This is a genomic window from Streptomyces sp. NPDC001002 (genome assembly GCF_053599215.1).
In genome coordinates this window covers 1-13888 of the sequence record NZ_JBSFLV010000207.1, presented here as the reverse complement: position 1 = coordinate 13888, position 13888 = coordinate 1, and the positions used below count along the sequence as shown (strand labels likewise).

The 13888-nt window shown below is 70.4% G+C and carries 15 protein-coding genes; 4 read left to right on the top strand and 11 right to left on the bottom strand.

Going from position 1 to position 13888, the window contains the following annotated elements:
- Nucleotides 1-134: 134 nt before the first annotated feature.
- Nucleotides 135-1562: a hypothetical protein gene (locus ACWDR3_RS44285; RefSeq protein WP_450358369.1), complete on the bottom strand. Its 1428-nt coding sequence runs from the start codon at nucleotides 1560-1562 to the stop codon at nucleotides 135-137.
- Nucleotides 1563-1840: 278 nt separating this feature from the next.
- Here ACWDR3_RS44285 and ACWDR3_RS44280 point away from each other — a divergent pair, with 278 nt between their 5' ends.
- Nucleotides 1841-3667, top strand: coding sequence for an endonuclease/exonuclease/phosphatase family protein (locus ACWDR3_RS44280; RefSeq protein WP_450358368.1), 1827 nt, complete (start codon nucleotides 1841-1843; stop codon nucleotides 3665-3667).
- Between the two features lie 27 nt (nucleotides 3668-3694).
- On the opposite strand, the gene ACWDR3_RS44275 is transcribed toward ACWDR3_RS44280, so the two are convergent.
- The 5 genes from ACWDR3_RS44275 to ACWDR3_RS44255 all read right to left on the bottom strand — a co-directional run bounded on the left by ACWDR3_RS44275 (nucleotide 3695) and on the right by ACWDR3_RS44255 (nucleotide 6707).
- Entirely contained in the window at nucleotides 3695-4429 is a 735-nt protein-coding gene (locus ACWDR3_RS44275) for an SRPBCC domain-containing protein (RefSeq protein ID WP_450358367.1), read from the bottom strand.
- A gap of 3 nt (nucleotides 4430-4432) precedes the next feature.
- Nucleotides 4433-5029, bottom strand: coding sequence for an ArsR/SmtB family transcription factor (locus ACWDR3_RS44270; RefSeq protein WP_450358366.1), 597 nt, complete (start codon nucleotides 5027-5029; stop codon nucleotides 4433-4435).
- A gap of 94 nt (nucleotides 5030-5123) precedes the next feature.
- The gene (locus ACWDR3_RS44265) at nucleotides 5124-5828 is read right to left on the bottom strand and encodes an antibiotic biosynthesis monooxygenase family protein (protein ID WP_450358365.1); all 705 of its coding nucleotides are present in this window, start codon (nucleotides 5826-5828) and stop codon (nucleotides 5124-5126) included.
- Nucleotides 5829-5877: 49 nt separating this feature from the next.
- The gene (locus tag ACWDR3_RS44260) at nucleotides 5878-6573 is read right to left on the bottom strand and encodes a hypothetical protein (RefSeq protein WP_450358364.1); all 696 of its coding nucleotides are present in this window, start codon (nucleotides 6571-6573) and stop codon (nucleotides 5878-5880) included.
- Nucleotides 6570-6707, bottom strand: coding sequence for a hypothetical protein (locus tag ACWDR3_RS44255; RefSeq protein ID WP_450358363.1), 138 nt, complete (start codon nucleotides 6705-6707; stop codon nucleotides 6570-6572). Before ACWDR3_RS44255 ends, ACWDR3_RS44260 begins: the two co-directional genes overlap by 4 nt.
- Nucleotides 6708-6881: 174 nt before the next feature.
- Here ACWDR3_RS44255 and dapA point away from each other — a divergent pair, with 174 nt between their 5' ends.
- On the top strand, nucleotides 6882-7787 hold the full coding sequence (dapA, locus tag ACWDR3_RS44250) for a 4-hydroxy-tetrahydrodipicolinate synthase (RefSeq protein ID WP_450358362.1): 906 nt from the start codon (nucleotides 6882-6884) through the stop codon (nucleotides 7785-7787).
- 62 nt (nucleotides 7788-7849) lie between these two features.
- On the opposite strand, the gene ACWDR3_RS44245 is transcribed toward dapA, so the two are convergent.
- Both ACWDR3_RS44245 and ACWDR3_RS44240 read right to left on the bottom strand, forming a co-directional pair.
- Nucleotides 7850-9067, bottom strand: a complete 1218-nt coding sequence (locus ACWDR3_RS44245; RefSeq protein ID WP_450358361.1) for a WD40 repeat domain-containing protein — start codon at nucleotides 9065-9067, stop codon at nucleotides 7850-7852.
- Nucleotides 9064-9627: a SigE family RNA polymerase sigma factor gene (locus tag ACWDR3_RS44240; protein ID WP_450358360.1), complete on the bottom strand. Its 564-nt coding sequence runs from the start codon at nucleotides 9625-9627 to the stop codon at nucleotides 9064-9066. The genes ACWDR3_RS44245 and ACWDR3_RS44240 overlap by 4 nt, the downstream gene beginning before the upstream one ends.
- A gap of 138 nt (nucleotides 9628-9765) precedes the next feature.
- On the opposite strand from ACWDR3_RS44240, the gene ACWDR3_RS44235 reads away from it, so the two are divergent.
- Entirely contained in the window at nucleotides 9766-10266 is a 501-nt protein-coding gene (locus tag ACWDR3_RS44235; protein ID WP_450358359.1) for a hypothetical protein, read from the top strand.
- Between the two features lie 87 nt (nucleotides 10267-10353).
- Here ACWDR3_RS44235 and dapD read toward each other — a convergent pair whose 3' ends face one another.
- From dapD to ACWDR3_RS44220, 3 genes are all read right to left on the bottom strand, one after another.
- Entirely contained in the window at nucleotides 10354-11343 is a 990-nt protein-coding gene (dapD, locus tag ACWDR3_RS44230; RefSeq protein WP_450358358.1) for a 2,3,4,5-tetrahydropyridine-2,6-dicarboxylate N-succinyltransferase, read from the bottom strand.
- A gap of 109 nt (nucleotides 11344-11452) precedes the next feature.
- Entirely contained in the window at nucleotides 11453-11773 is a 321-nt protein-coding gene (locus tag ACWDR3_RS44225) for a DMT family transporter (RefSeq protein ID WP_401728048.1), read from the bottom strand.
- Nucleotides 11774-11838: 65 nt separating this feature from the next.
- Nucleotides 11839-12654 carry an SAM-dependent methyltransferase gene (locus tag ACWDR3_RS44220; protein ID WP_450358357.1) on the bottom strand — a complete coding sequence of 272 codons (816 nt, stop codon included), beginning with the start codon at nucleotides 12652-12654 and terminating at the stop codon, nucleotides 11839-11841.
- Between the two features lie 268 nt (nucleotides 12655-12922).
- On the opposite strand from ACWDR3_RS44220, the gene ACWDR3_RS44215 reads away from it, so the two are divergent.
- A complete protein-coding gene (locus tag ACWDR3_RS44215; RefSeq protein WP_450358356.1) occupies nucleotides 12923-13759 on the top strand; it encodes an AbfB domain-containing protein in 837 nt (278 codons plus the stop codon).
- The last annotated feature ends 129 nt before the right edge of the window (nucleotides 13760-13888 follow it).

Below are 13888 nucleotides of genomic sequence, written 5' to 3'. Positions count from 1 at the left end.
CAGCCCGTCCGGCGTTTGAGGACGAGGCCGTTCAGGCCGAAGCGGGGTCTGGGGGCGCAGCCCCCAGCGGGGTCGAAGGGGCAGCGCCCCTGGGGATGGGACGGGTAGGGGCGGCGGGGGCGAGAAAAGCCCCGTCAATCGCCCCGCTGGGACCGCGCCTTGAACGCCGCCCGCTTCGCCTCCTTCGCGATCCGCTTGTCCGGATGCAACCGCCCCATCGCCTCCAGCACATCCGCGGTAGCGGGATGCTCCACCCGCCAAGCAGCATCGAAGAACCCACCATGCTGCGCCGCCAACCCCAGCACCAACTCCCGGAGTTCGTCGGAATTCCCCTCCGCCGCCAGCTGCGCAGCAACCGTGTCGATCGTCAACCAGAAGATCATCGACTCCGAAGGCGCAGGCACATCCCCCGCCCCATGCTCCGCCAGCCACACCCGAGCAAGCCCCCCGAGCTCCGGATCATCGAGCACCTCCCGCAACGCGGGCTCCGCCTCGTCCCCCACCAGAGACAACGCCTGCTGACACCGCAACCGCCGCAACGGCGCCCCCGCGTCAAGCCCCCGCGCCGCCGCCAGCAACTCCCGCGCCGCCCCCAGCGATTCACGCCGAGCCAGCCACAACTCGGTCTCCGCCTGCGCAGCACCCTGCGGAAACGTCGCCGTCCCGTCGAGCAGCGCGTCGGCCCCCTTGTCCGCGAGGTCCCCGACCGCGGGCGCCTCAAGCCCGGCCTCAAGGAGCCGCGCCCGCAGCCCGTACAGCCCGAGCGGCGTGAGCCGCACCATCCCGTACCGGGAGACGTCGATGTCGTCGACGGGCGCCGCGGGTTCCTCGTCGGCGTCGGCCATCAACGCCTCGTCGACCGGCTGGTACTCGACCAGGCCGACCGGTTCGAGCACCCGGAACTGGTCGTCCAGCCGCATCATCGCGTCGGACACCTGCTCCAGCACGTCGTTGGTGGGCTCCCCCATGTCACTGGGCACGATCATCGAGGCGGCGAGCGCCGGCAGCGGCACCGGCGAGTCGCCGGGCCCGTCCTCGCTGACCGTCAGGAGATAGAGGTTGCCGAGCACGCCGTCGAGGAAGTCGGCCTCCGCCTCCGGGTCCCATTCGAGGCGGGAGAAGTCGACTCCGCCGCTCTCGTCGAGCGCGTCCTCCAGGCCCTCCAGGTCGGGCACGCTCGCGTCGGCCAGCACGGTGTCCAGCGCGCCGAGCCACACCCCGAGGACGTCCTGCGGCGAACCGCCGGTGAGCAGCGCCAGCTCCTCGCCGACGGCGACCGTGCCCTCCTCCTCGTCGACGATCTCGACGAGCCCGGTGTCGACGGCCACCCGCCAGGCCTCGCTCGCGTCGGCCGCCGCGTCGTCGCCGGTCAGCCCGAGGGCGTCGGCGGCGGCGGGCAGTTGCTCGTCGACGAGTCCGCCCCCGGCGTCGACCCTGGTGTCCGCGCCGGCCCAGCGGGCCAGCCGTGCGGCCCGGCCGAGCAGCGGCGTGGACAACGCGGCCCGCGCCAGCTCCGCTTCGGGAGACAACCGCACCGGCGGCAGGGGGGAGCTGTCTGACATCGGCTGCTTCTCCTAGGGGGCGTGTCGTACCACTCGATCGCTCAGCCTAGACGGATTTCGACCCATGCCGCCCGGTTCATCTCCCCGTCGGCCGCTGTACATGGCTGGATCCTTGACAACCCATATGAGCAGGCAGGAGATTGACGCGCGTAGAAATCTGCTGGACACCTGTTCACTGTATTTTCTACGCGCGTCGCCACCGCCCCACCGGTCGCGGCCCCAGGCGTTCCAGTCACACCCTCGTCCCGGCGCCCACGCATGTCCCCGGAGGGATCACGTTGCCGAGCAAGTCTTCCGCGCGCCTCGCCGCGCTCACCGTCGCCGCCGTATGTTCCGCGGCGTCCACCGTCGCCCTGACCTCGCCCGCGCACGCCGACAGCCTGCGCATCCACGACGTCCAGGGCACCACCCGGACCTCCCCGTACGCCGGCCAGAAGGTCACGGACGTGCCCGGCATAGTCACCGGCACACGCACGTACGGCTCTTCGAGAGGCTTCTGGCTCCAGGACCCGACCCCGGACGACAACCCGGCCACCAGTGAAGGCGTGTTCGTCTTCACCAGCTCCACGCCGAAGGTCGCCGTCGGTGACTCCGTCACGGTCACCGGCACGGTCTCCGAGTACGTGCCGGGCGGCACTTCGACCGGAAACCAGTCGTTGACCGAGATCACCAAGCCCACCATCACCACCGTCTCCACGGGCAACGCGGTCCCGGCCCCCACGGTGATCAGGTCGAAGTCGGTGCCGAACCGCTACAGCCCCGCGGGCGACACCGCCGCGAACGGCTCCGTCAACGGCCTGACCCTGCAGCCGAAGAAGTACGCCCTGGACTACTACGAGTCCCTTGAGGGCATGAACGTCCAGGTCAAGAACACCCGCGTGGTCACCGCCACCGACCCGTACGCCGAGCTGTGGGTCACGGTGAAGCCGCACGAGAACCAGACCCGCCGCGGCGGCACGCTGTACGGCTCCTACGACTCGCAGAACACCGGCCGACTGCAGATCCAGTCCCTGGGCGCGGTCGCCGACTTCCCGGTGGCGAACGTCGGCGACACGCTGACCGGCACCACGACCGGCCCGATGGACTTCAACCAGTACGGCGGCTACACGCTGGTCGCGAGCGAGCTGGGCACGCTGAAGAGCGGTGGCCTCAAGCGCGAGACTACGCAGAAGCAGTCGCGGGACGAGCTGGCGGTCGCGACGTACAACGTCGAGAACCTCGACCCGACCGACGCCACCTTCGAGGAGCACGCCTCCGCGATCGTGAACAACCTGAAGTCGCCCGACATCGTGTCCCTGGAGGAGATCCAGGACAACAACGGCGCGAAGGACGACGGCACGGTCGCCGCCGACGTGACGGTGAACAAGCTGATCGACGCGATCGTCGCGGCCGGCGGCCCCAAGTACCAGTGGCGCTCCATCGACCCGACCAACGACACCGACGGCGGCGAGCCGGGCGGCAACATCCGCCAGGTGTTCCTCTTCAACCCGGAGCGGGTCTCCTTCACCGACCGCGCGGGCGGCAACGCCACCACGGCGGTCGGGGTCACGAAGGTGCACGGCAAGGCGGCCCTGACGGCCTCCCCGGGCCGGGTCGACCCGACGAACGAGGCCTGGACCACCAGCCGCAAGCCGCTGGCCGGCGAGTTCGTCTTCCGCGGCAAGACGGTCTTCGTGATCGCCAACCACCTCAACTCCAAGGGTGGCGACTACGGGCTGACCTCGCAGTACCAGCCGGTGCCGCGCAGCTCGGAGATCCAGCGCCACAAGCAGGCCACCCTGGTCAACGCGTTCGTGAAGTCGATCCTCGACGTCCAGAAGAACGCCGACGTCATCACGCTCGGCGACATCAACGACTTCGAGTTCTCCGACACCACGAAGATCCTGGAGGGTGACGGCGAGCTCTGGTCGGCGATCAAGTCGCTGCCGAAGAGCGAGCGTTACACCTACGACTACCAGGGCAACCAGCAGGTCCTGGACCAGATCCTGATCAGCCCGTCGATCCGGCGCGACTGCGACTTCGAGTACGACAGCGTGCACATCAACTCGGAGTTCAACGACCAGATCAGCGACCACGACCCGCAGGTGCTGCGCTTCCGCCCGTAACACCGCCAAGTCGTAACTCCCTTTTGGTCAGGGCTGGTCGAACACCCCGTTCAGCCAGCCCTGCCACTCGGTCTCGCACTCCTTGATGGGCGAGCCCGGCGTGAAGTCGTGCAGGGAGATGCCGACCGGATAACCCCAGTGGTTGCGCCCGAAGATCCGGGTGAGCCCCCGGTCGGTGCGCAGCCCGATGAAGTACGCGTTGCGGAAGTCGACGACGGCCTCGAACTCGTCGGGCCCGGTGACCGTCACCCGCGCCCCGGCGGCCACGTCGTCCGCGAGACCCAGCGCCCGCCCTACGACGGCCAGCGCGTCCGGAGCCTTCGACGCCTCGGGCCCGTCGAAGGTCGCGAAGGCGGCGGGCTTGGGCGCGAAGTGGGTCAGGTACTCGCGCAGGGTGTGCAGATAGAAGTCGGTGTGCTTGGCGGCACCGTCGTACTGGTTGTCCCAGTCGTCGACGAAGATCCCGCTGTGCACGTACCGCACCCAGGCCCGGCGCCCCTCGTCGCGGGCCTCGATGGTGTAGTCGAGCTGGTTCATCGTCTGCTCGGCGATGCCGTCGACGTTCTCGACCCGGTTGGTGTAGCGGTGGGGCGGGTCCCAGGCGGTGACGGTCGACCCGAAGGGCCCCGTGCCGCCGACCTTGGGCTCCGGCGGCTCCATCGGCCACAGATAGCCGTCGGTGCCGGTGGTGACGGCGTCCCACACCTGCTGCGGGGTGGCGTCGACCTCGAACTCGCGGGCGATCTCGAACTCTTTGGGCATGATCTACTCCAACTCGGTCTGCTTGAGGGTGGGATGGACGGCCACCACGATCCGGTGGTCCCGGCCGCCCTCGACGCCCGGAGCGTCGTACTTGCGGATCAGGCCGGTGACTCCGGCCGTCAACTCCTCGATGAACGCGGCCCGTTCGGCGGCCGAGGCGAACCGCACCTCGCCGTCGAGGGCATAGGTGGCGAGCCCCTTGCGGGCCTTCGCCGCGCCGGTGATCAGCGCGCCGACGTCCCGCACCAGACGGGCGCCGAGCGCGAGCAGCCAGCGCGCGGACAGCTGGTCCCGGAAGCGGTCCGGGTCGGGCTGCACGGCGGCGAGCGCGAGCGGCGAGATGACGTACGACGCGGCGGTCGCCCGCATCAGCCGCTCGGTGACATTGCCCTTGCGGCGCTCGCCGGACAGCTCGACCAGGCCGTGCCGCTCCAGTGCCTTGAGGTGGTAGTTCACCTTCTGCCGGGGCAGCCCGACCCGGCCGGCCAGCATGGCGGCCGACGCGGGTCCTGCCGCCAGCTCGGCCAGCAGCCGGGCCCTTATGGGGTCCAGGGAGACGGCTGCGGCCTCGGGGTCCTCGATGACGGTCACGTCCAACATGGATCCACCGTCTCACCGAAAACTTTTTTTGTCCAGGAGAGTGAAGTGTTCGGTGAACGGATACCGGAGCCCGCCGCTCTCAGGGCGTCGGCGCTCAGCCCGGCAAGAGACCCAGGGCATGGTCGTACCGGCTCACCGTGCTGCTCTTCAGCCCCGGCCAGGTCTGCACACGCGTCCAGAGTTCGCTCCCCGAGCCGATCCCGTCCCCCGGTGAGGCGAGGGCGTCGACGTGGGCCTGCGCGCTCTCCCACTCGGCGTAGTTGAGGACGCGGGTGCCGTCGGTGGAGAGGTGGAAGTGGGCGGAGATCCCGCCGGGACGCGGGGCGGGCTCGCTCGCCAGGGCCTCCGCGACGGCGTCCACCCAGGCGCGCTGCCGCTCGGGGTCGGGTCCCTCGAACTCGATGTCCACGATCACCACGCACCCGGGGACGCGGCCGCCCCGGTCGGCCGGGCCGAGACTGCGGTAGTGCCGGTAGCGGCCCAGGCCCACCCGGTCGATGCCCGGTACGGCGGTGTCGATCTCGTCGACGCGCTCCTGCCGGTGCGTCTTGACGAAGGCCTCGTAGGCCGCCTCGCCCGTCCACTGCGAGTAGTGCAGGAGGGTGGAGGCGTCGTGGCCGGTGTAGACGTGGTAGCCGAGCAGGTCGGCGGCCGGCCAGGGGCGGCGCTGCCAGGTGTCGGCGATCGCCTCGACGGTCTGCCGCTGGCGCAGGGGTGTGCCCACGCGCCAGGTGCTGAAGAAGGGGGCGCCGATGCGGGGGTCGGCGAGGTCGGGGTGTGTGTCGGTGCGCTGTGTCATACCTGAACTCTTCAATCTCAACCAAAGTTGAGGTCAAGCACGCACAGGACTACCGCCCTTGGTCTCCCTCGCCCGACCCGTTCTCGCCGAGCCGCGCCAACTGCGTCTGAAACCAGTCGAGCCGCGCCTGCAACAGGGCTGCCTCCGCGGTGAGTTCGGGTACGCCGAGCCCTTCGGCGCCGGAGAGTTCGGCCACCTGGCGGACGTTCGCGCTGCCGGCGACGACCCGGAGCCCCTCCCCCGCCAGCCGGGCGAAGGCGGCGAGCGAGACGGACGTACGGCCTCGGACGCAGCCCGCGCAGGACGGTGCCAGGGCCAGCCAGCCGGGGCGGCCTCGGCCCGCGTCGGCGAGGGCGGCGGCGACCGTACCGCAGGAACACGGTCCGACCGTGGCCGTGCGCACGCGTTGACGGGCGTAGCGGAAGCCGCGCTCGAAGCGGATGTAGGCGCCCAGCACGGTGACGTCGAGCAGGACGGCGCTGCGGTGCTCGGCGGTGCACAGCAGCCCCTCGGCGACCGTGCGGTCGTGCACGCAGTGGAAGCCGCAGTCGCAGCGGCGGTGCGGTGCCCGGTGCCGCAGGCCGTAGACGCAGGACGCGTCGGCCAGCACTCCGTACGGCAGCGCGCCGCCCAGCGACACACCGGTGAACCCGGCCCGGGTGCCGTCCTGGGACAGCACCGGGTGGGCGATCTTGTATCCGGTCGGCGGCTCCGTCGGGCGTTCCGCCGGAAGCCGCAGCCTCATCGGGCCGCCGGGACCTCTTCGGGGGCCTTCAATTCCTTGATCTCCTCGGGGAGTTCGAGCCCCTCGGGTTCTCGGTCGTGCTCCTGCGGCCGCTCTTCCGCGATTCCGGTGGCGAGTGCCTTGCCGAGTTTCATGACGCCTCCATGGGCCGATGCCGATGACCGTCCAGACCATGGTGACCCATGGAGGGCGAAAGGGACACAGGGCCTGGTCTGCGCCCCGACCCACCCCACTCCGCAGCACTGCTTACCAATACCTCGTAGCAGAATTAAGTAGAGCTTCACAGTGACCCCGCCGACACTACTCCCATGACGACCACCGCCGCCCGCCCCACCCCGCCCTTCGGCCGTGCGCTCTGCGCGATGATCACGCCCTTCACCGAGGAGGGCGCGCTGGACCTCGACGGTGCGCAGCGGCTCGCCGAGCGGCTGGTGTCCCACGGCTGCGACGGGCTGGTGCTCTCCGGGACGACGGGCGAGTCGCCGACGACCACGGACGCCGAGAAGTCGGCGCTGGTGACCGCGGTGCGGGAGGCGGTGGGCGAGCGGGCGTCCGTCGTGGCGGGGGTCGGCACCTTCGACACCCGGCACACCGTGGAGCTGGCCCGGGCGGCCGAAAAGGCGGGCGCGGACGGCCTGTTGGTAGTGAGCCCGTACTACAGCAGGCCTCCGCAGGACGCGGTGGAGGAGCACTTCCGCACGGTCGCGGACGCGTCGGGGCTGCCGATGGCCGTGTACGACATCCCGGCCCGCACCGGCACCCGGATCGAGCCGGCCACGATGCTCCGGCTCGCCGAGCACCCCCGGATCGTGGCGGTCAAGGACTGCTCCTACGACTTCCTGGGTGCCCAAAAGGTGATGGCCCGGACGGAGTTGGCGTACTACGCGGGCTGCGACGAGCACAATCTCGCGCTGTACGCGGTCGGCGGTGCGGGGTATGTGAGCACGGTCGCGAACGTGGTCCCGGCCGAACTCCGCGCGGTCATCGACGCGTTCGAGGCGGGCGACACCCCCGTGGCCGCCCGCCTCCAGCAACGCGCGACACCGCTCATCGAGGCGATGATGGCGGCGGGACTGCCCGGCTCGGTCACGGCCAAGGCACTCCTGCGCGAACTCGGCCTGCCCGCGGGCCCGGTACGTGCCCCGCTGCGGCCCGCCGACCGCGAGGCGGTCGACGGGCTGCGGGCGGTGTACGAGGAACTCGTGGGCGGCTGAGGTCGGTTGATCATTGCTGGTGCTCACCTCAGGTGCTCACCTCAGCTGCTGAGCACTGGTGCTCACCGCTGGGCGAAGACCGGTTCCCAGCGTCCGGCGGCTCCGTCGTTGCCCTGGCGGAAGCCGCTGAGCGGGACGACGTCGTCGCTGCCGACTGTGACGAGCACGAGCCGGTTGTGGAACTCGTTCTTGCCGTTCTTCGCGATGTCCCAGGCGATGAGCCGGGTGTTGCCGACCCAGGCGAGCAACTGCTGCCCGTGCACCTCGGTCTTGTCCCCGGTCCGGGCGTCGACGATCCAGGACGAGGTCTTCCACTTCTCGCCGGCGAAGTCTCCGCCGACCAGCTTCCCGTTCGGTGAAGTCCCCGCGTCCACCCACCAGTTCAGGTACTTCTGGTCGGTCGGCACGGCGACCTTCTTGCCGGAGAGGTCGTAGAACTCCTTGCCGATGGCGCCCATCGGGTTGCCGGCCCAGACGTACTTGCCGTCCGGGGTGAGGGCGAAGTCCTGGCGGCCGTTGAGGAAGCCGACGTCCGGGTCGGTCGGGTCGCTCTTCAGCTCGACCTCGCTCCAAGGGCCCTTGCCGGAGGCCACGTCGAAGACGTAGAAGCCGTTGCGGGTCGACGGCTGCTTCTGGTCCCAGCCGTCCGAGCCCTCGGTCTTCTCCAGTTGGTCCGGGTTCCCGCCGTAGGTGCTGGCGACCAGCTTCTGTCCGTCGCGCGAGAACGCCAGCCCGCCGACCCCGTGGTCCACCGGGATCCACCGCTTGACCTGCCCCGAGGCCAGGTCGAGCAGGCCGATCCGGGAGGCGGGCAGGTTCTGCTCCAGGACGGCGGCGGTCTTCATGCCGGGGGCGACGGCGACCCAGGACCACTTGGTGGTCTTCACGTACTTCCCGGTCTTGGGATCGAGCAGCCAGTAGGTACGCACGGTCACGCCCTCGTTGGCCGACTGCACGACGGTCTTCGGGACCGAGTACGCGGCAAGTGCCGTGCCCCCGGCGGAGATCAGGTCGCGCGGCGGCGACTGGTTCGGGTGGGCGTTGACCTCGACCTGCTGGATACCGCCCGAGGGGCGTACCTCGTGCTTGCCCGAGTCGAGCATGGGTACCGCCACGGCGACGGCCACCACCGCGACGGTGACGGCGGCGAGGGTCGCGTACCGGCGGTTGCGCCGACGCCGGCGCAGGGAGAGCACACGGTCGGCCAACCCCGGTCCCGCCGAGGCCTGTTCATCGGCCTGCTCGCGCAGGGCGTCACGCAGGAGTTCATCGACGTTCACGGACGCACCTCCACGGGTGAGTAGTCACGGGACGGCGGCTGCTCGGCCTCGGCCGGTCCCAGGGCCGCCAACTCCGGTGCCAGGGTGCGCAGTCGGGCGAGCGAGCGGTGGGTGGTGGACCGTACGGTGCCCACCGAGCAGCCCAGCAGCCGGGCCACGTCCGCCTCGGGGAGGTCCTCGAAGTAGCGCAGCACCAGCACGGTGCGCTGCCGGGCGGTCAGCCTCCCCAGGGCCTCACGCATCACGACCCTGAGCTCGGCGGCGGCCGCGGTGTCACCCGCCGCCCGTGCGCCGCCCTCGGGCGGCTCGGCGACACTGACCTCGCTGCGGCCCCACTTCAGCCGCCAGCGGCTTATCTGCTGCCGGTACAGGATCCGTCGTACATAGGCTTCGGGCTCGTCGATCCGCTGCCACTTGCCCGCGGCCTTCACGAGCGCGTTCTGCAGCAGGTCCTCACCCGCGTGCCGGTCACCTCCGCACAGCAGCACGGCGGTCCTCAGCAGAGCCGACGACCTGTTCTCCACGAACTCGCGGAAACCATCGAGCCCTTCGGCATCCATCGTCACCTTCTCTTCCCCCGGCGAAGCTTGTGCCCCGCCCCTGTGCCCCTTGTGACGCGCGCGCCACCCTGTCGCTATGCCTGCCGCGCGAAGAATTCTCGGACGAGTTCCCGCCCCCGCTGCCGTACGTTGTCCCCCATGAGCCGCCCTCTGCTCTTCCTCGACGTCGACGGCCCCCTCAACCCCTACGCGGCACAGCCCGAACGACGCCCCGCGGGCTACACGACGCTGAGGGTGACCTTCCAGTCGCGCCGCCTCCGGGTCTGGCTGAACCCCGCCCACGGCGCCGCGCTGCTCGCCCTGGACTACGACCTGTGCTGGGCGACCACGTGGATGGACACCGCGAACCGCTGGATAGGCCCCGTCGTCGGCCTGCCCGAGCTGCCGTACGTCGACTTCGGCGCGGACCTGTTCGCCCAGCGGCCCGACGGGGTGCACTGGAAGACGGAGGCGATCCTGGCGTACGCGGACGGCCGCCCTTTCGCCTGGGTGGACGACGAACAGACCCCGGCGGACGACGAGTTCGTGGCCGCGAGGCATCCGGCGCCGGCACTGCTGCACCACGTGAACCCGAGGATCGGCCTGCGCGAGCCGGACTTCACGGCGCTGGCGGCGTTCGCGGCGGCGCAGCACGCGTGAGCGGCAGACACGGGTGAGCGCCCGGCCATGGTGCTAGGCCGGGCGCTCACCCAACAGTCGTACCACCCAACTGCCGTACCGCCGCTGTCAGTTGTGGCTGTGCAGGATCTCGTTGAGGCCGCCCCAGACCGCGTTGTTCGGGCGGGCCTCGACCGTGCCGGTGACGGAGTTGCGGCGGAAGAGGATGTTGGAGGCGCCGGAGAGTTCGCGGGCCTTGACGATCTGGCCGTCGGGCATGGTCACGCGGGTGCCGGCGGTGACGTACAGCCCGGCCTCGACCACGCACTCGTCGCCGAGCGCGATGCCGACGCCCGCCTCCGCGCCGACCAGGCAGCGCTCGCCGATGGTGATGCGGACGTTGCCGCCGCCGGAGAGGGTGCCCATCGTGGACGCGCCGCCGCCGATGTCCGAGCCGTCGCCGACCACGACACCGGCGGAGATCCGGCCCTCGACCATCGACGTGCCGAGCGTGCCGGCGTTGAAGTTGACGAAGCCCTCGTGCATGACGGTGGTGCCGTCCGCGAGGTGCGCGCCGAGCCGGACCCGGTCGGCGTCGGCGATGCGGACGCCCTTCGGGGCCACGTAGTCCGTCATGCGCGGGAACTTGTCGATGGACGTCACCTGGAGGTGCAGGCCCTCGGCGCGGGCGTTGAGCCGCACCTTCTCGACGTCGTCCACGGCGACCGGGCCGAGCGAGGTCCAGGCGACGTTGGCGAGGAAGCCGAACATGCCCTCCAGGCTCTGGCCGTGCGGCTGGACGAGCCGGTGCGAGAGCAGGTGGAGGCGGAGGTAGACGTCGTGGGCGTCGATCGGCTTCGCGTCGAGGGAGGAGATGACGGTACGGACCGCGATCACCTCGACGCCACGCCGCGCGTCCGGCCCGACCGCTTTCGCCGCACCCGCGCCGAGCAGCTCCATGGCCCGCTCGGCCGACAGCCGCTCGGTGCCGGACGGTCCGGCCTCGGCGGCCAGTTCGGGCGCGGGGAACCAGGTGTCGAGAACAGTGCCGTCGGCGGCGATCGTGGCGAGGCCGGCGGCCACCGCCCCGGTGGTGCTGGGTGCAGTCGTGTCGGTCATGAGGGCAACCTAACCGGCAAGGGCCCACGGAGGCGAACCAGCGGCGCGGGTGTCTCAGTCGGCGAGCGCCTCTGCCTCCCCCGACAACCGCATCCCGCCCGGCAGGGCCTCAGTGCGCGCCGCCCATGTTGAGCACCACGACCCCCACGATGATCAGCGCGATCCCGGCGGCCTTGGTCGCCGTCATGCCCTCCCCCAGGAACAGCATGCCGATGGTGGCGATGGCCGCGGTGCCGATCCCGGACCAGATCGCGTAGGCCGTGCCCACCGACACGGTCTTGAGGGTCTGCGCGAGCAGCAGGAAGGAGACGACGTACCCGAGGACGGTCAGCAGCGAGGGCAACAGCCTGCTGAAGCCCTCGCTGTACTTCATGGCGGTCGTGGCGCCCACCTCGGCGGCGATCGCCGCGCCGAGCAACAGGTATCCCATGCGGACGAGCCTACGTACCGCTCCGCCGCCCCCTGACCCTGCCCCGGGTCACGCCCCAGCCCTGGTCACGGCTTGCGGGCGAGACCCCCGTGTTCGCCGATGACCTTGGGCTCCGGGGTGGTGGTGTCCGGCCGCCAGAGCGGGACGGAGACGACGCCGGGCTCCAGCAGCTCCAGGCCGTCGAAGTAGGCGGTGATCTCCTCGACCGTGCGCAGGTTGTAGGGGACCGCGCCGCTCTCGTTGTACGCGTTCTGGGCCTGCTCGAAGTCGGGGTCGATGCCCGCCGAACCGTCGTTGATGGAGAGGTAACTGCCGGACGGCAGCGCGCTCATCAGGCCCGTGACGATCGAGAGGGCCTCCTTGTGCGTGGCGACGTGCCCGAGGATGTTGCTGAGGATCAGCGCGGTCGGCTGGGACAGGTCCAGCGTCCGCGCGGCGGCCTCCAGGATGCGGGGCGTGTCCGTCACGTTCGCGTCGATGTAGTCGGTGACGCCCTCGCGCGTCGAGTAGAGCAGCGCGTGCGCGTGGGCGAGGACCATCGGGTCGTTGTCGACGTAGACGATCCGGGCCTCGGGGGCGATGCGCTGGGCGACCTGGTGGGTGTTGTCGGCGGTCGGCAGGCCGGTGCCGACGTCCAGGAACTGCCGGATGCCCGCCTCGGCGACCAGGTAGGTGATGTTGCGGGCCAGGAAGGCGCGGCTGCTGCGGGCGATGGTGACGATGCCCGGGAAGACGTCCGTGTAGGCGTCGCCGGCCATCTCGTCGACCGGGTAGTTGTCCTTGCCCCCCAGCCAGTAGTTCCAGATCCGTGCCGAGTGCGGCACCGACGTGTCGATCTTCTGGGGGTCCGCGGATCCGGGGGTGCTGGCCTTGTCGGTCATGGGAGGCGTTCCGTCTTTCGGCAGGGCGTGGGCCGTGGGCAGAGGCAGGAGCGGTGCTGTTCAGGGCAAGGCTGGTTCAAGGCACAACATATGCCGCAACGGGCCCGGCGTGTACAGCGGTTCAAAACAGAGGGAGGTTCAATATTCATGGAAACCGCTCCCTGAAACGGTTCCCGGGCACCTCACCACTCCACTAGGGTTTCACCGGTCACCCACCTCTCCCTCACACCCCCGGCCGCCGCCTTTGGCGCCGCTGGAGGAACAGCGCATGCCAGAAAACACGCCCCGGCCCCCGCGGAACCAACCGTGGGAGAACGGCTGGGCACCCGACACCTCACGGACACCCGGCACCCGAAGACTCTGGCTGGCCGGCATCCTGGCCCTCGCCACGATCATCACCTGCGTGATGGCGATCGCCTTCATGAAGAAGGCTTCTGACGGTCCGTCACGCGCCGCGAGGTCGCCGGTCCCGTCCGCCAGCACCGCGACCGAACCGGGCCTGATCACCTTCGCCTCGCCCTCCGAGAGCGGCGCCTCACCCAGCGGCAAGGTCGGCCAGTCGACGGCGCGAAGCACGCCTGCCGCACCCGCTTCCCCGTCCCCGGCCGGCGGCGCGAAGCCGTCCAAGTCACCGACGCACAAAGCGACTTCGTCCAGCAAGCCGAAGCCCAAGGGCACCTGGAAGTCCGTCCGCTCGGTCAACTACCCCGACCGCTACTGGCACGTGAGCGGCGACTACGTGAAGCTCGACCGGATCACCTCGGCCGCCGACCGCCGCAACGCCACCTTCAAGCTGGTCAAGGGCCTTGCCAACGCATCCTGTTACTCGTTCGCCACGGCCGACGGCACCTACCTGCGCCACCGCGACTTCGTCCTGCGCTCCGAGCGCAACGACGGCTCGGCCCTGTTCAAACAGGACGCGACCTTCTGCCGCCGCGCCTCCTCGGTCACCGGCGCGATCATGCTGGAGTCGGTGAACTACCCCGGCCGGTTCCTGCGCCACCAGAACTTCCAGCTCGTCCTGGACAGCGACTACGGCCACCACCGCTCGTCGTCGGACTACCAGGCCGACTCGGCCTTCCTCCTGGTGGACGGGTTGGCCTGACACACCGGACAGCGAGACGGCCACACCCCCTCGGCGAGGCCACAGTCAACGCGCAGGTTCCCCTGGACCTCACCCGGCCGGTCGCGACCGTGTCCTTCGACGGGGCGCGTGGCCGGCTCGTCGGTGATG